General features: G+C 55.4%; 16 protein-coding genes. 9 read left to right on the plus strand and 7 right to left on the minus strand.

Annotated features, from left to right (window positions below; translation table 11 throughout):
- Positions 1 to 11 precede the first annotated feature (11 nt).
- The 6 genes from P8Z34_11540 to P8Z34_11565 all read right to left on the minus strand — a co-directional run bounded on the left by P8Z34_11540 (position 12) and on the right by P8Z34_11565 (position 11,581).
- Entirely contained in the window at positions 12 to 908 is an 897-nt protein-coding gene (locus tag P8Z34_11540) for a Pvc16 family protein (protein ID MEJ2551306.1), read from the minus strand.
- A 34-nt stretch (positions 909 to 942) separates the two neighbouring features.
- Positions 943 to 3,237, minus strand: coding sequence for a DUF4157 domain-containing protein (locus tag P8Z34_11545; protein MEJ2551307.1), 2,295 nt, complete (start codon positions 3,235 to 3,237; stop codon positions 943 to 945).
- Positions 3,237 to 5,399, minus strand: coding sequence for an ATP-binding protein (locus P8Z34_11550; protein MEJ2551308.1), 2,163 nt, complete (start codon positions 5,397 to 5,399; stop codon positions 3,237 to 3,239). The genes P8Z34_11545 and P8Z34_11550 overlap by 1 nt, the downstream gene beginning before the upstream one ends.
- A gap of 592 nt (positions 5,400 to 5,991) precedes the next feature.
- A complete protein-coding gene (locus P8Z34_11555; protein MEJ2551309.1) occupies positions 5,992 to 6,909 on the minus strand; it encodes a bacterial transcriptional activator domain-containing protein in 918 nt (305 codons plus the stop codon).
- 439 nt (positions 6,910 to 7,348) lie between these two features.
- The gene (locus P8Z34_11560; GenBank protein ID MEJ2551310.1) at positions 7,349 to 10,744 is read right to left on the minus strand and encodes an efflux RND transporter permease subunit; all 3,396 of its coding nucleotides are present in this window, start codon (positions 10,742 to 10,744) and stop codon (positions 7,349 to 7,351) included.
- Positions 10,745 to 10,864: 120 nt separating this feature from the next.
- The gene (locus P8Z34_11565; GenBank protein MEJ2551311.1) at positions 10,865 to 11,581 is read right to left on the minus strand and encodes a hypothetical protein; all 717 of its coding nucleotides are present in this window, start codon (positions 11,579 to 11,581) and stop codon (positions 10,865 to 10,867) included.
- A 328-nt stretch (positions 11,582 to 11,909) separates the two neighbouring features.
- Between P8Z34_11565 and P8Z34_11570 the strand changes: the two genes are divergently transcribed.
- Positions 11,910 to 12,338, plus strand: a complete 429-nt coding sequence (locus P8Z34_11570) for an S-layer homology domain-containing protein (GenBank protein ID MEJ2551312.1) — start codon at positions 11,910 to 11,912, stop codon at positions 12,336 to 12,338.
- Positions 12,339 to 12,492: 154 nt separating this feature from the next.
- Here P8Z34_11570 and P8Z34_11575 read toward each other — a convergent pair whose 3' ends face one another.
- On the minus strand, positions 12,493 to 13,176 hold the full coding sequence (locus P8Z34_11575) for an HAD family phosphatase (protein ID MEJ2551313.1): 684 nt from the start codon (positions 13,174 to 13,176) through the stop codon (positions 12,493 to 12,495).
- A gap of 173 nt (positions 13,177 to 13,349) precedes the next feature.
- Here P8Z34_11575 and P8Z34_11580 point away from each other — a divergent pair, with 173 nt between their 5' ends.
- The 8 genes from P8Z34_11580 to P8Z34_11615 form a co-directional block, all read left to right on the plus strand.
- On the plus strand, positions 13,350 to 14,312 hold the full coding sequence (locus P8Z34_11580) for an aldo/keto reductase (protein MEJ2551314.1): 963 nt from the start codon (positions 13,350 to 13,352) through the stop codon (positions 14,310 to 14,312).
- 227 nt (positions 14,313 to 14,539) lie between these two features.
- Complete coding sequence (locus P8Z34_11585) at positions 14,540 to 14,749, plus strand: cold-shock protein (GenBank protein ID MEJ2551315.1); 210 nt, start codon at positions 14,540 to 14,542, stop codon at positions 14,747 to 14,749.
- A gap of 146 nt (positions 14,750 to 14,895) precedes the next feature.
- Positions 14,896 to 15,081: a hypothetical protein gene (locus P8Z34_11590; protein MEJ2551316.1), complete on the plus strand. Its 186-nt coding sequence runs from the start codon at positions 14,896 to 14,898 to the stop codon at positions 15,079 to 15,081.
- A 498-nt stretch (positions 15,082 to 15,579) separates the two neighbouring features.
- Positions 15,580 to 16,002 carry a response regulator gene (locus tag P8Z34_11595; GenBank protein MEJ2551317.1) on the plus strand — a complete coding sequence of 141 codons (423 nt, stop codon included), beginning with the start codon at positions 15,580 to 15,582 and terminating at the stop codon, positions 16,000 to 16,002.
- Between the two features lie 23 nt (positions 16,003 to 16,025).
- A complete protein-coding gene (locus P8Z34_11600) occupies positions 16,026 to 17,114 on the plus strand; it encodes a class I SAM-dependent methyltransferase (GenBank protein MEJ2551318.1) in 1,089 nt (362 codons plus the stop codon).
- A gap of 12 nt (positions 17,115 to 17,126) precedes the next feature.
- A complete protein-coding gene (locus P8Z34_11605; protein MEJ2551319.1) occupies positions 17,127 to 18,476 on the plus strand; it encodes an ATP-binding protein in 1,350 nt (449 codons plus the stop codon).
- Positions 18,477 to 18,624: 148 nt separating this feature from the next.
- Positions 18,625 to 19,824, plus strand: coding sequence for a sensor histidine kinase (locus P8Z34_11610; protein MEJ2551320.1), 1,200 nt, complete (start codon positions 18,625 to 18,627; stop codon positions 19,822 to 19,824).
- Positions 19,821 to 20,145 (plus strand): response regulator transcription factor (locus tag P8Z34_11615; GenBank protein MEJ2551321.1); only part of this gene is annotated, 325 nt, incomplete at its 3' end. The genes P8Z34_11610 and P8Z34_11615, both read left to right, overlap by 4 nt.

Here is a 20,145-nt window from a genome sequence, read left to right on the forward strand (position 1 = left end):
CCTTACCGTTTCTAGGTCAGGTGCAGGTCGTAATCACCCGTGGGTGAAGGGACCTGGACGCTGCGTGTGAATAAGGCGAAGCCCGGGGCCTGCGCCTGAAGCGTGTAATTTCCTGCGAGCAATCCGTCGAAAGTGAAGCGGCCGAGTTCGTCCGATTCGGTTGAGTAAAGCTGCCGACCGGCGTCGTCCAGCAGCGTCACCGACACGTTGGAGAGGGGTTTCGGGGGCGCCGCCGTTTCGTCCAGGACGAGGCCGCCGATCTGGATCCGCACTTCGGCTTTGCTCACGTCCTTGCTCATGGGGTAGCGGGTGATGCAGGTGGTGACCATGCTGCCGAATTCGCGGATCGGACGGAAGACGGGCAGGGTGACGATCAGATAGACGCTGGGCTTCCAGCGGTTGCCGCTGCCCATCGTGCCCCAGAATTCGGCCAGCTTGGGGAAGCCCTCGCTTGGAACTACCTGTGTGGCCAGATCGAGTCCGTAGAGTTTACCGGCGTCGGCCTGGGAGAGACCCGGTACGCTGGAGGGTTTGAGCGGCGTGTATTCCAGCAGTGTTGCCAGTACCTCGCTCAACAGCTTGTGCTCGTCCTGCTGCGCCTGGTCGTTGAATGGATGCGCCGGACTCCAGGCGCTGATCAGGTAGTGGCAGTCCACCCGATCGGGCGCCGGTTCCTCCGTCCACAGGCCGTTCTGCTCCGTCTGCAGCCGCTCGTTGGAACGCAGCTTGCGGTTCTCGCGCACGTCGATCAGGTAGACGTTGAGCGCCTTCTGGGCCAGGGTGTGCACGTAACCCCGCCAGTCCGTGTCCGGCGGCACGAAGCCGAACTGGGCGTTCGCCGCCGGCTGCAGGCTGGCGACCTGCGACTTGAGCAGCGTGCGGAGGGTGTTGTTGAGGTGGTTGATCATAGGCCAATTGCCTCGAGGATTATCGGTAAAATCACTAAAGGGTCCTTCGAATAATGATTATCACCATCTTTTGGAATAACCGTTCTGCTTGTGCCCCTAACCGCAGAAGTTGTGATTCTGCAGCTTTTGACAGCTTAGGTACAGTCAATAAAACTTGTCCCCTGTCCCTAAGGTCAAGCCAAAATTGGTCGAGTTTGGTTGTGCTGAATGGTCCGCTAGCTCCTTCAAGAGTTACTTCATGCCCGACTCCGATATCTGGCCTTCTGCCGGGGCGCGGAAACATTTCTTGGACATCTACTGCTTTTAAGTCTTCCGCCACTAGTTGTTGGAACTGTCTTCCCGCTAGTTTTGGGTCATTTTTGGCCAAGTTTAAAATCTGTTGTTGACGTACAGCAGCATGACCACGCAATGGTTCTTGGAAGTTCCGGAACCTTGCTGTGCTAAGAGTAGGAGCATTGCCACGTGGGAGTAACGGACGGTTTACTGTGCGTTTTCGTGGGCTCCTTGATTTTCTAAAACGCGACTTACGAACGTAATATCCACCGCCTGGTTTCCCGGGCCTGGGGTCATAGTAATATCTATCGGGTCTAGCTTGGGCGTATGGCTGTACCCTGACACCCGGCGTCCGCTTTCGTTTTCTAATTGAGATAAAACGTTGTTCAATTCTTCGATGCCGCCTTGGTTTTTGTGGTCTCCAGGGCAAAGGCTTGTGTCTCTTTCTGCGGACGAGCTTTCTACTGAGTTTTGGAGCGGTTTCTGCAGCGCGTCCCATGCCTTCTCTGCCTAGCGATTCTGTGGGCCTCGGGGCGGGTGGCTTTCTCGAAATGGGCTTTCTGAGTCTTTTCACACTTCTTTCAGCATAATGCTTTCTTGAAGACCAGTCTGGTCGATGCATTCTCTTCTTGGTGACACGCTTCACATGGCTTGCTTTTCTCCCCAGCCGCGATATAACGGCTCCAATCCCTGTAAACATTCCAATAATCCATAAGACCGCATATACGATAGTAGGGCCAATCAGTTTTCCAAGTTCGTAAGTGATCTTGAAAACGCTATTATCAGCCAGCTTCCAAAGCTTTGCATGCCACTCGAGGCCGATTTTTCGTCCCAATATTCGGGTAACGCCAGTCGTTTCGATAAGTGTTTTAAATAGCTTTTTAAACTCTTTCATCATCCCGGAGAAATTGGTAATCAGTTCCCAGATCCCCTTTAAAGTCTTCCAGAAGTTTTTTCCAATCCCTACAAGAGCACCGGTTGCGAATACTGATGGTCCGACAACACCAATGGTGTATGACTGCATATACTTTTGTAAGAATTTTTCTGGAAGCTTATCGCTGCCTTTCGCCTCCCGCATCCCTTGAGCGATACCCCTGGCAAATTCAATAACATTGGCTGATAACATTCTGGCCGCACGGGATGTTCCATGCACCACCATCCCTGCTAGTGGAAACGGGCCACCTGGTCCTCCTAGACGATTACGACTGAGTTGACGTAATTTCAATATCGTGTTTTGATAACGCGCCTCATTGTGGGACATCCTGGCTGCGGAGACATCCGCCTCGACTCTTTGCAAGAACAAAGAAAACACATCAATGGGAAAGTGCTGCGCCACAAGAGTAGATACCGGTCTCAGGTTGTCGGGGTCCCGCAAATTCACGCCTCTGACATGAAGGATGATTCTGCGAACGAGTTCATGCGGGCTTGTTCCTTGCGGCGCCCTTTTTGCAATTTGAGGAAGGGAAAGAAGATACTTATCAAGACGTGTGTCGCGGAAAAGCGCTACCTGTGCGGTTCCGACTGGTGCAACTTGTGCGCTGCCGCCGGAGCTGATGGAAGCGGTTGCAGATTCGGCGTTGCGCTCACTGGCACTGCCGCGGTCAGCAATTCTCTGCGGATTTCTTGACGTATGGCGGGTATGTTGTGCGACATGTGCCAGTTCATGAGATAACAGTCTTTTGCCTGTAGAGGAATTCGGCTTGTAGTGTCCAGTCCGGAAAACGATGTGATGCCCTGCTGTGTATGCCAGCGCATTAAGGGTGCTTGCCGAATCACTTGCTTGGCGATTGTCATGAATTCTCACTTGGCTGAAATCCTGGTTGAAACGAGATTCCATGAAGGCGCGTGTTATAAGATCCAGCGGTCTTCCTGTCGATCGCAACACATCTTGGACAATGGGTGGCACACCATCTGGTTTTAGGATTTGATTGGTTACTCCCGCCTGCTGTTTCAGAATGCTATTTCGAGATGAAAGTCGCACTCGTGTCTCGTGTGCGTTTGGCGAATTTCCTTCGCCCATCTTTTCCTTCGAAGCTTTCTTGGCAGACTGCCCCATTAGATCGCTTCCTCAACGCCGTCTTCCACCGCCGGCATCGACTGTCCCATCTTCTGGTATTCCCGGCGCGTGGCGTGGAAGACGTGATCCAGGGTCACGACTTTACCGTCCTCGGCGGCCAGGAAAGCCGCCGCCAGGGCCACGTTCTTGATGTTGCCGCCGCTGAACTCGAAACGCTGCGCCAGGGAAGCCGCATCGACGTCCTGCGCCAGCGGCGTCTCGGACGGCCAGATGCGCTTCCATATCCGCTGGCGGCTTTCGGCGTCCGGGAACGGGAAATGTACGCTGAAGGCCAGGCGGCGCATGAAGGCGGCATCCATGTTCTGGATCAGGTTGGTGGCCAGGATGGCCAATCCTTCGTATTCCTCCATCTTCTGCAGCAAATAACTGATCTCGATGTTGGCGTAGCGATCGTGAGAGTCACGCACCTCGGAGCGCTTGCCGAAAAGCGCATCGGCTTCGTCGAAGAAGAGTACGGCGTTGGCGCCGTCCTGGGCGGCGCGGAAAATACGCTCGAGATTCCGCTCCGTTTCACCGATGTATTTACTCACTACGCCCGCCAGATCGATCTTGTAGAGGTCGAGTCCCAGTTCGCCGGCGACGATCTCGGCCGCCATGGTTTTTCCGGTGCCCGAAGGTCCGGCGAAGAGCGCCGTGACTCCCTTACCCAGGGAGAGTCTGGCCTCGAATCCCCACTCGTCGAGCACGAGGTGGCGCCGGTTGACGCGCTGGCAGATTTCACGCAGTTGGGCGATGGTGTCTTCGGGCAGCACGATGTCGTCCCATGTGTACACCGGATCGATTCTGCGCGTCAGCCGTGCCAGGTCGTGGCCGCACTGCGCCCGGGCCGCTGCGAGCAGCTCGTCGAGTGTGGGCGGAGAAGCCGTTGAACCGACTGCTACGGCGACCACCTCGGCGATCTGGCCGGGCAGCAAGCGGTAGAGCGAGGCCAGCAGGCTCAGATCGGCTTCATCGAGGTCGAGGCCATACTCGGCCAGGTTGCTCTGCCAGCACGCCCGCTGTTGAGCGAACGTGAGCGCATTGAATGAAATGCTCACGACGCCGAGGGGACACGAGCCGATCGCACGCCACGGCTGTTTGCCTGCGAGAATAGTGATGCCCGTTTGGGATGCGAGCGCCTCGGTCAGACGCTCGGATGGGTGGGTGTCTTCATCAGAGCTGAACAAATCGACACCCTCCAGGTAGGGGATGAGATCGTAGAGCCAGGCGTAGCGCAGCGCGAGCTTCAAAGCTTGTTCAAATGGGATGGAGGTTGAGTATGCCCGGGGCAGGTCGACTACCAGCAGCGCGCTGCCGATTTCTGCTGCGAGCGCCGCGGCGGCCTGCCGTTTTCCTGCGCCATCCTGCCCGCGGAAGTAGAGCGTCAATGGCTGATCTGTTTCCCAGGCTCGTTCGATGAGCATCGGCAGATTTTCCTTCATCGTGTCCGCGATCGGCAGTTCGTTCAAGGCGGCAGAGGGGAAGGTAACTTCGCAGTACGCAGTCAGCCGCGCGTCCAGCGCGTCTTGATGCAGCAGGTAACGCAGGATTTGTTCGTCCAGCTTGATCGTCTGAGATAGCAGCGAGGACTGGACCGGTACGGCATCGGGGATCAAATGGATCAAGCCCTGGTGAATGAGCGGGGCATCGGCGTCGAAGTGCATGCGTCGTTCGAGTTTGTCCACCGCATCGCTGCAGAGCAGATTCAGGGCCAGGTCGACGGTAGGACGGCGAAGCCGGACGTCGTCCTGCAGAAAGGCGAACAGCCGTTCGTAGCGCCGATCGAGTTCCGGGGCCAAGGCGATCAGGATCAGGTCGAGATCGAACGCAGAAAGTCCGAACGCCTGCGCCAGCCACGCCAGACGCGATTCGTCCGTCGAGTCAAAGGATTCGTCGCCGGGTTTTGGTTCGCCCGAGACTCCTGCGTAGAGCAGCGGTGCCCCCGGTTCGTGAGCCAGCAGGCGCGTGGCCTCTTCGGGGCTGATGTAGAGACCTCGAAAGGGTTCACCCGCTGCCTCTGAACCGTGTACACGCTGGGCTTTTTCGATCGCTCGTCCGAGCAGGCGATCGAGCAGCACCAGCGCGGACAGCAGATCCTGTAGATACCAGCCGCCAACGTCGTCTATCGATTCGTCGGTCACGAATTCCGCGTTCTTTTCCACGAAGATATCTCCTGGAGTGCTTTCCATTGCCGGCCGAACCATTTCTTAAGGCGCGACAGCCGGACAGCCGGAACGATAGACGATCAGTTCTCGAATCGCGTCTTACGGAGTGGACGCCGATGTGTTCGGAGATGATCGCCAACACTCGATCCAATCCCACGAAATGAGTCCGTTGTTCGCTTTGGACATGCTCGACCCAGCCACGGAATTCAGTTCCATCAGACTCGGTCGGACGATAGACGCGAACGACGAATGAGAAAGCTTCCATCTCCGCGTCCTCTTCCCCCAACACTTCCGGGGGGATCGCGTCGGTTGATCGGTGCGCCGGATCTGGCTCACTCATGCTGATCTCTACCAGGCGCGTTTACGCATGACGACATTCAATGCCTCGAATCGAATAACGTCTCCGTTATGCCAGCCTGCGGTCACGGCGATGTCACAAGCGCGTCACGGGAGTGTCACAAGAAAGAGTCGAGATACACGGTTCGTGAAACCGGTTACCTCAACCCCAGGGTCCGCGGCTCACGTTGAAGGGGAGGATCAACATAGAAAGTAATGGGGATGTGGTTGTCCTGATTAATCGATGAGTGAATCAGGTGTGCTTTGCGGAAGTGGGGTCTTTCGTCTCCCGGAATTCCGATGTAGCGGCCTGCAAAGCGTGCCAAGTCGATTCCAAGGCGTCGAGAGCCTGCCTGAATTGACTCAATGCCGTTACCAGAGATGTGGGACGATCTTCGCCAAATGCTGGGAGCGGATGTGTTCCCCGGCCGTTTCGAATGCGTTGGTATAGCTGTTGAGTTTCAGGCATTGGATCGATGGCGAGTTCTCGGCGCAGCGTGTTCTGACAACAAAGGTACTGTTCCAGAGCCAGTGGGCGCTGTCCCGAGGCTGTATAGCATCGCATCAGCTCTCGATGAACGTCTTCCTGCAACGGATCCAAAGCCAGCAATATATGCCCATAAGAGACAGCCGCGTCGAACGCAGCAGACAAGCGGGCAAGTCGCAGCAATCGTTTGAGTACTCTAAGGTGCAGGAGCCGCAGACGTTCTCGCTCTACGAGGCACCAATCTTCATGGGACCCCTCGAGAAGGTCGCCCTTATACAACTCGAGTGCCTCCTCCAGCGACTGCGGATTGGATTGTGTGCCGGGAACGGGTTCCGCTAGACCAGTGAGTGCTCGTTCTTGGAAGACAGCGACGTCGAACCAGTGGTTCGTATTCGGGTTTAACATCAGTGTAGCGTGATCGCTAAGCAAGAATCCATTTCCGGCTAGAGGTTCAAGAACCTGGCGCAGCCGCCACAAAGCCGTAGACAGGCAGCGTCTTGCTTTGCCTGGGGCGCGCATCGGCCAGAGTTGTTCTGCCACCAAATCGCGGTCAAGTGTTTGACCCAGGTGGAGCAGCAGAAAACAGAGCAAGTCTTGCGTTCTCTTTGTGGGAAAGTCGAGCGGAATCTGATCCCAAAATACTCGCAATCGTCCTAGGGCATACATGCGCAATGTGGGCATCATTCCCCCCATTCTTTTATGTTTCGGTGATGTGCGTTCGTATCAAATCGTCATACAAAAGTTGATGGACATAAAAGGCCCTTTCACAATAACCATCATGAAGGGCTTATCGATACTGCATATCATACAGCCAAGAATACCGGCGTGGATTGTGCAAACGTTCTGTAACCGAAACCCAGGATAAGCATGAAATGCCCTGCTTCGTTGAAGTTCAACAAAGAAATTCTTCTCGAGCTTTAATCTGGATGGGGAATGCCCCAGATAGCGTTATCGTATCAACTCGTCAAGCTTTGTCAAGTAGTTCGAACATCACAGATTACGCAGCAACGATCTGCTCCAGTCTGCTTGGGACCAAGCGATAGCCAGTAACGTTCTCTACCCTTATCCTAGAAATAGAAACTCCCGAGCCTCAGCCCGGGAGTTTGCGACGGCTGTGCAATACTTACTTTGCCGCTTCGGCCACCTCCGTTTTTTTATGGTTTCGCGAAAGCGGATCCAGCAGACTGTACATCACCGGCACGACGAGCAGCGTGAGCATCGTGGAGGTGAACAGCCCACCGATCACCACGGTGGCCAGTTCGGCCGCGATCAAAGCTCCCTCCGTGAGACCGAGCGCCAGCGGCACCAGAGCCAGCATGGCGGCGATGGCGGTCATCAAGATGGGCCGCAGCCGGGTGCGGCCGGCTTCGACCAGCGCCTCTTGTGTGTTCATGCCGCGTTCTTTGCGGTTGGTTTGCACGCGGTCGATGAGCACGATGGCGTTTGTCACTACGATGCCCACCAGCATCATCAAGCCTACCAGCACGGAGATCCCCAGTACGCGGTCGGTGATCCACAGCGCCAGGGCCGCGCCGATGATGGCCAGAGGCAGGCTGAAGAGGATCGTAAACGGATGCACGAAGGAGCGGAAGGTGATCACCATGAGCAGGTACACAGCCACGATGGAGATCATCACACCGCCTACGGATTGTGCGAAGCCCTCGGTTTGCATTTCGGTCTGGAAGCCTTCACTCACCGTGATGCCCGCCGGCGCCACTTCTTCCAGGGCGGCCTTGGCGGCAGCCGTCACGCCCATCGAATCCTCCGTCTCGAGTTCTCCGGCGAAACTGACCGCCGGTTCACCGTCGACGCGCAGGATCAGGTCTTGATTGGCCAGGTTGCTGCTGACGTTCGCCAGCCCATCGATCGTGTCCAGGACGGCGATGGCTTGGTCATTGAAGGCCGCCAGGTCGGCTTGATCGCCGGAAATGACCAGGGAGAATCCGCCGAAGGCGCTGCTGGTCAGCGTGCCGCTGGTCACGATGACGTTATCGGGACCGAAGTGATCTTCGGCGAGTTTCCGCACTTCAGCGGTCAGGGCATCGACGTCCTCACTGTCCTCGATTCCGACGTCGATGTTGGCGGCACCCTGATCGATGCCCGTCCCGAAGAGATGGGATTCCAGACCGCCGCTCGCACCCACCTGACTCATGATGACCCCGAGGCCTTCGACTCCGCTGAGTTCTGATTCGAACTCGGCTACGCTGGCATCGGTCTCGGCCATGGTGATACCGTTGGGCAGGTCGACCTGGATCGTGATCTGCGGTTCGCCCATTTCGGGCAGGAAGGCGCGCGGCCGCTGGACCAGGAGGGCCATGCTGCCGAGAAAGAGCACCAGAGCGGTGATCAACGTGATGGCACGGTGACTCAACGCCCAGCGCAGGATGGGTGTGTACCAGGTCTGCAGTTTGGTCTCACGTCCTTCCGGCAGCTGCTCCTTGCGGATGAACAGGAACGCCAGAGTGGGGACGATGGTTACGGCCACCAGGAAGCTGGAAAGCAGAGCGTAGGTGACGCTGATGCCGAAGGGCAGGAAGAATTCGCCCACGATGCCGCCCAGCAATCCGATGGGCAGGAAGACGACAACGGTCGTCGCAGTCGAGGCGAGGATGGCGATCGCCACGTCGCGCGTGCCTTTCAACACCGATATCTTCATGTCATCGCCGCGTTGGATGTGGCGGTAGATGTTCTCCAGCACGACGATCGAGTCGTCCACCACGCGCCCGATGGCTACCGTCATGCCCGAAAGGGTCATGATGTTGAGCGTCATGCTGGTGGGGAAAAGGCGCGCGAGCACTGTGACGATCGCGCCCAGCACGGCGATGTCCTTCGTGGCTTCTACGAGCGGTTCGATCACCAAGTTGGTGACGGGCGGCAGCCATCTGAACAGGACGAACGCCATGAACACGGAGAGCGGGATGCTGACGGCCGTGACCAGGGTGCTCTGCCAGGAAAGCCGGTACTTGCCGCGCACGAAGCCGCTGAGGAAGATGAGGATCACGAGCACGGCGAAGATCGCCCCCAGGCCGCCCTCCCGGGCGACGCCGCTGATGGATTCTTCGATAAAGGATGCCTGCTCGAACGCGACTTCGAAACGCAGGCCTTCGTTTTCAGCTTCGAGAGCATCCAGCGCATCGAAAACAGCATGCGACACGGAGACCGTGTTCGCTTCGCTGTCCTTGTAGATCAGCAGGGTCAGGCTGGGGACGCCATCGAGGCGGTTGATGGTTTCCGTGGGAAGGAAAGTCTGTGCGCTTCCCCCTGCAGCGGAGGTCATCTCCGCCCGCAGGTCGGGGTCCAGACCGGCCAGGAAATCGCCCGGGAGCGCGGCGACCACCTCGGGGGAAAGCAGCAGCAGAACGTCGGGGCTGAGATTTTCGAGAAAGCCGTCTTCGTTTTCGGCCAGCCAGAGAACGACATCCGGCGTCAGGTCGGCGATGAGCTGCGGTGCCTGCGGAAGACCGCTCTGCAGCAGCATGTTCAGCAGATCACTGGCGCTGTTGGCGAATCCGCTTTCCATGAGATCTGCGGCTGTTTCGAAGGTCGGCATGCCGGCTGCGCTGGATTCTCCTGCCGATTCGACCCACAAGCCGGAGAGTGGAGGCGGCTCCGCAGCGGCGAGTTCTCCCACGCCGCCGGCTAGAGCGCCCAGGCCGCCGGCAGGCTGTGCCAGCTGGTCGAGTTCTTCCCGCAGGGCGGGATCGAGCGTTTCGATGTAGCTGGCGGGCAGCCAGGCGAGTACTTCGGGAGAGAAGGCGCGTAGATTATCCGGAGTCAACGCATCCAGCAGCTGCGGGGCCATGCCGACGACGCCCTGGATGATCTGCGGTGTGACATCGGAGGGGACGTTCAAGGGAATGCCCTGCATCTGCCCGGCGGTTTGCCAGATCTCCGGCAGTTCATTGTCCGTATCGGCCTCGCTCGGGGCGGCGGATTCTGCGGCCATTTCTTCCGGGGAGGGCAGCTCCTGGCCGCCGCTGACCTGGACGTCGGCCACACCGTCGATTTTGTCAAGGTCGGGGACAATTTCGGCTTCGATGAACGCTTTCAGTTCGGTGAGGGAAAGCGTCTCGGAAGAAACGCTCATTGCCGCCAGCGGCAGATCGGACATGCTGAAAGTCAGCAGTTCCGGGGGCTGCGTGCCTTCTGGGAAATTCAAGGCCTCCACGCGCTGCATGATATCCTGGCGTGTGGTCTCGATATCGATGCCAAACTCGTTGTAGATGATGACGACGGAAACGCCGTTCGTGGTCGTCGATTCGATGTTGACGACGCCGTCGATGTCTTTCACCGCTTGCTCTATGGGGATGGTTACATCATCTACCATCTGCTCGGGGTCGGCCCCGGGATTCATCGTGAACACGATCGATTGCGGGAATTCGATCTTGGGTAGCAGCTCTTGATTGAGCTGTGTGACGGCCAGTACCCCTCCAATCAAAACGAGGATGGACAGGGTGATCACGACCCACTTGAAGCGCAGTGAGGCGCGAGTGATGCGGTCGATCAGTGATTCAAGCACGGTTAACTTACTCCTTTTCGTCAATGCCAAGGCGGCAGAATTTATGATTCCAGTTTCGTTTATCCTGCGGTGCTGTGATTGCAGCGCCGTTTCCGAAGTATGAATCGTCCTTCGAGCTCTTCATGCGAAACCCTTGAGCGAATCGAAGACCCGCAGCAGGTGCAAAGCCAATTTTCTGTGATCCTTTGCGTTCATCTCGATGACGTTGGCCTGATAGCGTTTGACGTGTTCCAGCAACTCCCGGTTCCAGACCGGATCGTTGCTGTTTTCGCAGACCAGGATGCCCAATGCGAAGCCGCCCAACAGGTTGAGATTCGCTCTGCTGGCTTCGTCTGCAGAAGGGAGAATGTCCGGCAGGAACTCGAGCAGCAAACTGCGTCCCGAACTGCGGCGCAGCCGCAGCGAAATGATGGTCATGATCTCAACACAGTAATGCAGCGGACCTCGACCTTCCGGCGGTACGCGAGCCAAGACCTCCTGGATGAGTTCTTCAACTTCGAAGCTGCTTTCTTTGAGTTTCGCCAGGGCGCGTTCTTTAACCGCTTCCCAACCTACCGCGCCCTGTGCGTCACCAGCCAGGTCGCCCATGAGGTGATGGGCGAGCGACGTTGGCGCGAAGGTGATTTTTGAACGGCCGGGTCCGGCTTTTTTATCAGGCAGCTCGTAATGCGAAGTGGCGAGGCCTTTTTCTTCCAGTAGACGCAGCATATCGTAGGCCGTAATGTCACTTACGCCCAGCTTGCTGGCAATCTCCGAATAGTGAATGGGGTTGGCCGATTCTCGATAGAGCTCGAGGAGTTTATCGATAAAATCCGTTTGACGCCGGGTCAGCTTCATATTCGTACCAATAGAAAATACCAATATTTCAAAAATAACCAAATAATCCGCCGTATTGTATTCGCTTTCCGGACGGTGGACAAGGGTGCCGTGGTACTACAGACTTGAAATTCTATCCGCAGGAGGTTACTCCAGACCTTCGCAGAAAGTTAAGGTTCAGCGATCGATGATTTACTGGTCGCGGTGAAGGAAGGCGGTTCCATCATGTAATCTAAATGATAAGTCCGATGCCAATATTATATGGTACGCTAATATACACGAATGGCGCCCTCACCTGCATCTAGGTCTGCACATTCAAAGGTTGCTTTAGGCCACAAGGAGGTGTCTTGTGGACCGGAAGATTATAACTTTGCTTTTAGGCCTTCTCCTCTTTTCAAGTTTTCTTACGGGTTGCGCGGGAACTTATAAAGTAGAAGCAGCCCATGTTTTCGACGATGTGCCTGACGAATCCACATGGGGACATGCCATCCAGGTCTTGGGATATCAAGGTTACGTATGTGGGAAAAAGGATCGCCAATTCATTCCTGATGCGACAGTAAATCGGGCTGAAATGGCGGTGTTATTGGTGCGTGCCAAGTATGGACCAGATTTCGTCCCTGAAAGCGAATCGGTTCTGTGGTGTCAAGTTTGGATTGATATAGCCGTGGCGGATGGCCTAATGAGTCCGGATGTTGACCCAACAGCACCAGCAACGAGAGCAGATGTTGTTGCTTTGATGTGGCTCATGACTCAAGACGCACGAGAAAGCAGTAGATAGCAAGATCTGCCTTTTATTCGCACGCGTTTTTTTAGATACGTACATTCATTGACGTAGCATTGTGTGGATATTATTGCCAGTGAAGATGGCAGTTACGAGCAATTTCTGCTGATATTAATAAATCTAGCTTTACGTAAGATGGAGCACTCGGATTTTACTCTAATCGTGGGGATTTCGGTTTCAGCAGAGACGAGAGCATCTGATCGTCGACCATCACCAGTGTTTCTACAACAACATCTGCATCCCTCAATGCCTCGGCCGAGTTGGTGGTCGTCACGGCGATGCATTTCATCCCCGCCCTGCGTGCCCCTTCCACGCCGGCGATGGCGTCCTCGATCACGATGCAGTCGTCCGGTTCTACGTCCAGTTTTCGTGCCGCGAGGAGAAAGACCGCCGGATCGGGTTTACCGGGCATGCCCGTTCCGGATACCAGGGCATCGAAATACCCGCCAATTTTCAATTCTCCGACCAACACATCGATGTTCTCTTGCGGAGCAGAAGATGCGATGGCCTGCTTCATGCCCAGTGTCTTGAATTTTTCGAGTAAAGTGTCGGCGCCCGGCAAGAGTTCGGCGTTCCCTTTGACCATCTCGCGAAACGAAGTTTCCTTCCGATTGCTGATTTTCTCGTAAAGGTCGGGCGTCAGGTCTTCACCGAAGACGGTTTCCAATATTCCCGCGTTGTTCATCCCGAATGTCGCGGTGAACTGCTCCCGTGAGAAGGATTCTCCAACCTCATCCAATGCGAGTTTCCAGGATTGGTAGTGCAGTTCGCCCGTATTGACCAGCACGCCGTCCATGTCCCATAATACGGCGTGGCCTGGGTATTTCGAAGTCATCGTATACAATTCTCCAGTTTTCAGACTTGTTTTTCCCGGTGTGTCGTGGAACATTGTACTGTGGTTTATGCTTTCGGGTAACGGAAAGATGAAATCCGAGATGGCGAAGTGAATGCGGAGATCGGATAGGATATATATAGACGTTGCCGTTGAAGAAAACACAGGAGGCGAGCATGGATGTGAACAAGAGACCCCTCGGCCGGACCGATCTGCGAGTTACACCAATCGGATTGGGGGTGATGCAGTTTTCGGGCAGCGGCGGTGTGTTCGGGATGGTGTTCCCCGATCTCTCCCAGGAAACGATGAACGCCATCGTGCAGGCCGCGTTGGACGGCGGGATTAATTGGTTCGACACGGCGGAACTTTATGGCCGCGGGCATTCGGAACGCGCCTTAGCGACTGCATTGAAAGCGGCTGGCAAGGCAGATGGGGATGTGATCGTAGGGACGAAGTGGATGCCGTTTTTACGCACGGCGAGGAACATGAAACGCACGATTCACGATCGCATTCATTTCCTCGACGGCTACAGCATCGATCTCTACATGGTGCATCAACCCTGGAGTTTTTCTTCGCGGGAAGCCGAGATGGATGTCATGGCCGATCTGGTGGAAGCCGGATTGATCCGCTCGGTGGGGGTAAGCAATTTCAACGAGAAGCAGATGCGCCGCGCCCACGCGGCTTTGGCCAAACGCGGCCTGCCGCTTGCGGTGAACCAGGTGCAGTACAGCCTGATGCATCGCAATATCGAAACCAACGGTGTGCTGCAAGCCGCCAAAGATCTGGGGGTCACGATCGTGGCGTACTCGCCGCTGGCGCGAGGATTGTTGAGCGGGAAATTCCACAAGGACGAGTCTCTGCTGGCGCAGCGCCCAAGAGGACGCAGGATGATGCTGCGGCGCGATCTCGAACGCAGCCGCCCGTTGGTCGAGGCGCTGGAGACGATCGCAGCCTCCCACCAGGTCACTGCGGCGCAAGCGGCTTTGAACTGGCTGATCCATTTTCAAGGCGAAACGGTGGTCGCTATCCCCGGGGCAAGCAAGGTGAGCCAGGCGGCCGACAGCGCCGGGGCGATGCACTTTCGGCTCACGCAGGAGGAATTTTCGTTGCTCGACGAACAATCACGCATGTTCCGCTAGATTAGGATTTTCGATTCAAGCCGATCGACGGACAGTTGTCAGACATATGGGCAGAACTTTAGAATTGTGGTAAGATTTATCGAGCAAGGTTGCATGCACGTTCTCTCTGGAAGTCGTAAGACGAAGACCTGAGCAGACGTAGCTCAGGTCGGTTTGGTTCATTGAACCCGACCACCAGGAGCGGCAAACGCACCTTAGAAAACATGCCTAAGGAGGCAAAGAGTACGATGTCGGAACGAGTAACTGGTACGGTCAAGTGGTTCAATGGAAGCAAGGGCTACGGCTTCATCGAGCGTGAAGAAGGTGACGATGTATTCGTCCACTATTCCGCCATTCAGGCCGATGGCTTCCGCACCTTGGAAGAGGGCCAGCAGGTGGAATTCTCCATCGAGCAAGGCCCCAAAGGCCTGCAGGCTGCTGAAGTCACAACTTTGTGAACCGATTGAGCTCACGAAAAAGGCCTTCGCGACGGCGAGGGCTTTTTGATTCCAGCACAGATGCGCTTCATTCCTTCCCGCAACCCCAATGAATTTTCTGCGTATACATCATTGAAGGTTGATAATTCATTGCGTGAGGGATTGCTATGTGGTTGATTAACATAATCGTCGGCCTGATTCTGGGGGTGATCGGCTTGATCGTCAGCTTGATCGTCGCGGCGGTAGGACTCGTTGTGAGCCTCGCGGGGGGTATCGTGGGGTTGATCGTAGTGGGGATCGTGGTGGGGATTGTCATCCTGCCGGCGGTTTTCGTGCTGGCGCTGATCTTCTAAAGCAAAGCATCGTTCGATACGTAAACGAGAAAATCCAGATCCCAGCCTCCGGTGAGGGCTTTCCCCTCGTAGGCTGGCATCTGCGATTCTGTCCATACCACATGCCTTTCGAGTTTACGGGCCAGACATCGGTCGTCGCTTCTGTGTGTCGAAAGGCGTTCAAAATCGATTCGCTTTGATCATTCGCTCGAGTTTGACCGCCTTATGGCATCGAATTCTCAACTTATGTTTGGTAGTCAACTGTAAGGTCGTTGAAGGGGGAAGGGTGTTAATCTCTAATCGCCATATTGTGGTGGCGTTCACGAAGCCTGGCCTCTACTGGGGAGTTGGGATACGGAGACCGGTTTCAGTTCGTCCTGTTGGCCGGATGATTTGAACTTCGCATCGGGTGCGAGTTCATCGATGTGACAGATTAGTGAGGATTGACCGTGTTCTTTCGCTTGAGAGGCATTCTCGAGGGAATTATTCATCCGCTTTGACGCGAAAGGCAGGTGCGTTATGGACGGGATAGGAATCAACGGTAACGGAAAGAAAAACGGCAAGGCGAAACGGGTCCTTCTTGCCGAAGACGAAGAACACACCATCGATGTATTACTCGATATCTTCGAAGCGTTTTTCGAACGATCTGACGTGCGCGTAGCCCGGGATGGTCACGAGGCGGTGAACATGGCTTTCGACCTCAAACCTGACGTGATCCTCATGGATTTGGGTTTGCCAAAACTCGATGGCTGGAAAGCAACCCGCTCGATTAAAAGTCATGCGGATTTCTTGAACATTCCCATCTTGGCCATTACGGCGTACGCCATGGTGGGTGATCGCGAGCGGGCCATGGAGGCTGGGTGTGATGATTACTTTGCCAAACCAATTGAGGTTGACAAGTTCATTCAATTTATGCGACCATATCTTAATTCTGGGGGGTAGGAGCCCACAATTAAGGTCGTTTCATGCGGTTGATCCATGCCTTATGGTATATCGTCTCCGGCGCGGGACCCTTGCTGCGCGCCGGTCGTCAGGGCGATCAACTGTTCCGATATTCCGTCCTCAAAGTCCTTGCCGACGCGGGTCTCTTCGGATACCTGCAAGAACCCCGGACCTATGGTCAGATTCTGGCCAAATTCGGCTTCATCGACATCGAGTACACGCGTTCGATGATCGAGATTCTCGTGGCGGATAAGGAAGACGTGTTGGTCAAAGAGGGAGAGTTTTACCGTGCTGTATCGGAAAATCCGGTTCCCGACCTCGAGCAGCTTGTGGGGAGTACGGATCGCCGACTGCATGGTTTCCTGCTCATGTCCGAAGGATTGACAAAATACATCCTGAGACGTATGCGTCAGGAGCCGATCAGCTTGGCGAAGACTTTCGAACAGGATGATTACAATTTCATGCTCAAGTTCGACGAGGTCTTGTCCACACAACTGTATTCCGCCATGCGCAGGGCGTGTTTTGCCTATTTAAAACGGAAAGACATCGATTGGCTGCGCGGGAAAAGATTCCTCGAGATCGGTTGTGGAAGTGGTCTTGAAACGGCGGAGATTTGGGCCAGGTTCAACGGTGAGATCAAAATCACGGCGATCGATGTCGTACCGAGCCTGATCGAACTTGCTCGAGAATCGTTCGAGACCCATCTTCGAGAAATCGATCCCGACCATGCGCCGCTGACGGCGGAAAATCGGCCGATTTTCAAAGTTGCCAGCGCCACGCGCATGCCCTTCGAGGATAATTCGTTCGACGCTTCGTTCTGGATGCTCGTGCTGCATTGGACTCCGGATCCAAGAAAGGCCATCCACGAGACTGCCCGCGTTCTTTGTCCCGGCGGACTGCTGTTCGGGATGCAAGCCTGCAAGCCGGTTATGGATGCGTACATGGACATCGTCATTCGATCGAACGCGAACTGCTATGGATTTTTCTGGCAGGAGGAATACAAGCGCTGGATGACCGAATCGGGAATCGAAGTCGATCTCGTACCGGTTATGGGAGTTCTGCGGGCTTTGAATCGCAAGGATGGTCGAGCGCGAGAAACGCCGAGTGGGTGAAGGGATACGCCAATGGACAGCGACAAACCTTTCAACGATCAATCCCCTTTCAAGAAAGCGGAATTCGGACGCAGCAAGCGCCTGATGATTGGAATCTGTAACGCACTGTTGATCATCGTGCCGATCCTTTTGGCCGGTCTGACGATCATGCTGGTCAACAATCTAACGAATCAGACGGTGCTGGTGTACAGTCTGGTTGCCTGCATGTTTCCAATCAGTTTATGCGCACGCTTCCTGGCAAAAAGGGGCCGTGTTATAGCTTCCGGGTACACGTTGATCCTGCCGATCTTGATCATCATCGCTATTAACGGCAGCATCATCGTCGGATTGTCCCCCATCATCGGCGTGAGCTATTCCCTGGCAATTATCGTCGCTGGCATGGTCATTGGACCTCGTCAGGGATACTTTATAGCCGGACTCTGCGTGCTGCTGTTCGTCCTCGCTCGATTGGTCGTCATCAGCGGTGTGATTCCCGTTTTGACCATCACGGATGTAATCGCTGAGGTTGTGGTTATCATCGTCTATGGATTGGCGCTTGCTTTCGTCGCCGTTTTGAGCAAACTGACCACGCAGGATTTGCGCAAATCGCTCGACGAGGCCACTTACGACCTGCTGGAAGCAAACCACAAGCTGGCCCTGGCGAGCGAGATGAAATCGCAGTTCACTGCGCGCACCAGCCACGAACTGCGTACGCCGCTCAGCTCGATCATCGTTTTCACCGAATTGGCGATTCGCGGCACGTACGGTGAAATCACGCCGAAACTGAAGGGCAAGCTGGGAAACGTGCTTGGCAGCGCCCGGCATTTGCACAACATCATCAATGACTTGTTGGATTTGGCAAAGATCGAAGCGGGTGAGCTGGAGATCGAAGAGGAGCCGTTTTCCATCTATGATCTGGGCATGTCCGTACAATCGACGATGGAGGAGACCGCCAACCAAAAGGATCTCGAATTCGACGTAGAGATGGATGAAAGCTTGCCGGCGCGGATTATCGGTGACGAAGGACGGGTGAAGCAGATCTTGTTGAATCTGATCGGCAACGCCATTAAATTCACCGATTGTGGCCGAGTCACTGTGCGTATCGACCCGCTCGATACGGATCGCTGGCGTATTGCCGTAAGTGACACCGGCCCTGGAATTCCCGAAGATCGCTTCGAAACCATTTTCGAGGAGTATCGGCAGTTGGAGACGGCCAGTAAAGACGCCGATCGAAAAGGGACGGGGCTGGGTTTGGCGATCACGCGCAATTTGGTCGAGTTGATGGGTGGAGAAATGAGTCTCGAGAGTGAATTGGGTGAAGGCACCACTTTCGAAATCATCCTGCCTTTGAAAACCCCGGAAGCAGTACCTGCCACTGGTTGATAACTCCAATCCTGAAAAGAGACCCTCAAGCAGGGGGGTGTAGTTTCGCGTTTTTTCAATGTGCTTTCCGTTCGAGATACAATCCGGTTTACAATAGAAGCGGTTATATCGTTGCTCGAGAATACATCCGGCTTGCGATGGTGGTGCCATGAAGACTTTCAAATCTTCATCCTATTCTGAGGCTCTCCAACAAGGTCGTTTGTTGCACGGCGCCTTTGTATTTACGGTGTTGTTGGGGTATTTCGTTACTTTCGGCAGGATGGAAATTCCATTTTCCGATCCGGTAGCAATTGCGTTGGTCGTCACCGCGGTACTCTATTGTGTCATTGGCGTCATGGGTTTCGAGTGGATCGAGCGCCGTGAAGACCGCAGATGGTTTTTACTCTATTTTGCCGTTCAAATTTCCTTGGCATCCGTGGCGATCTGGATCAGCCCTATTTTTTCGGCATTGTGGCTCATGGTGCTGCCATTGGTTTCGCATGCCGCTATGGTGTATTCCACACGCTGGATACCCATGATCGTCGCTGTGGCGATAGGGGTTTTTGTCCTCCCAAGCGGCATTCTCGTGAATGATGAAGATGCCACAGGCACGTTGTTGGGGTTGGTGTCGGGTGTGTTATTCGTAATTGTATTCACACGTGTCCTGGTCCAAGCAGATACGTCGCGCCAGGAAGTGCAGCGCCTGGCGGATCGCCTGGAAGCGTTGAATCAGCAATTACGCGAATACGCAGTTCAAGCCGAGGAATTGGCTACTTCAAAGGAACGCAATCGCCTGGCACGCGAGATCCACGACAGCCTGGGCCATTACTTGACGGTGATCAACGTTCAACTCGAGGCGGCGCGTGCCGTACTCGATTCGGATCAGCAGTCAGCGTATCAAGCCCTGGAGAAAGCGCAAACGCTGGCGAAGGATGGTTTGTCGGAAGTACGGCGTTCGGTCGCCGCGCTGCGCGCTTCCCCGATGGAGGGACAGCCACTCACGACGGCGATCGGGAGATTGGTCGAGGAATGCCAGGAATCCGGGGTTCGCTGTGAATGGAAGGTATCTGGCGTAGTGAGAGAACTGCCCGCACAAATCGAACATGCGCTATACCGGGCTGTCCAGGAAGGTCTGACCAATGTCCGCAAACATGCACGCGCCTCATTTGTGAAGGTATGTCTCGATTATACTGAAGAAGAACTCATCTTATCCGTCGAAGATAATGGGGTGGGATTCGACCTCGATAAAATTGAAGATGGTTTCGGCCTCTTTGGGCTACGGGAGCGGGTTGCATTGCTCGACGGTCGCGTTTCTCTGCGTACCACGAAGCCGGATGGTGCTCGTCTGGAGGTCGTAATTCCCGCATGATGCCGAGCGTCCAGCCAGCGATCCGCGTCTTGCTCGTGGATGACCAGATTCTGTTTCGGGAAGGGCTGCGTACGCTGCTTTCCGTGCAGCGCGGCATCGAGGTCGTCGGCGAGGCGGGCGATGGGATCGAAGCGGTGCGTGAAGCCGTTCGTCTCAAGCCGGACGTAGTGCTCATGGATCTGCAGATGCCCCAGCTCGATGGCGTTGGTGCCACGCGTCAGCTGCAAAGCGAGTGCCCGCAAAGCAACGTCGTCATCCTGACCACGTTCGACGACGATGAGTACGTGTTCGAAGGCTTGCGTGCGGGCGCGCTGGGTTATC

It is taken from the genome of Anaerolineales bacterium, assembly GCA_037382465.1.
GTDB lineage: Bacteria > Chloroflexota > Anaerolineae > Anaerolineales > E44-bin32 > WVZH01.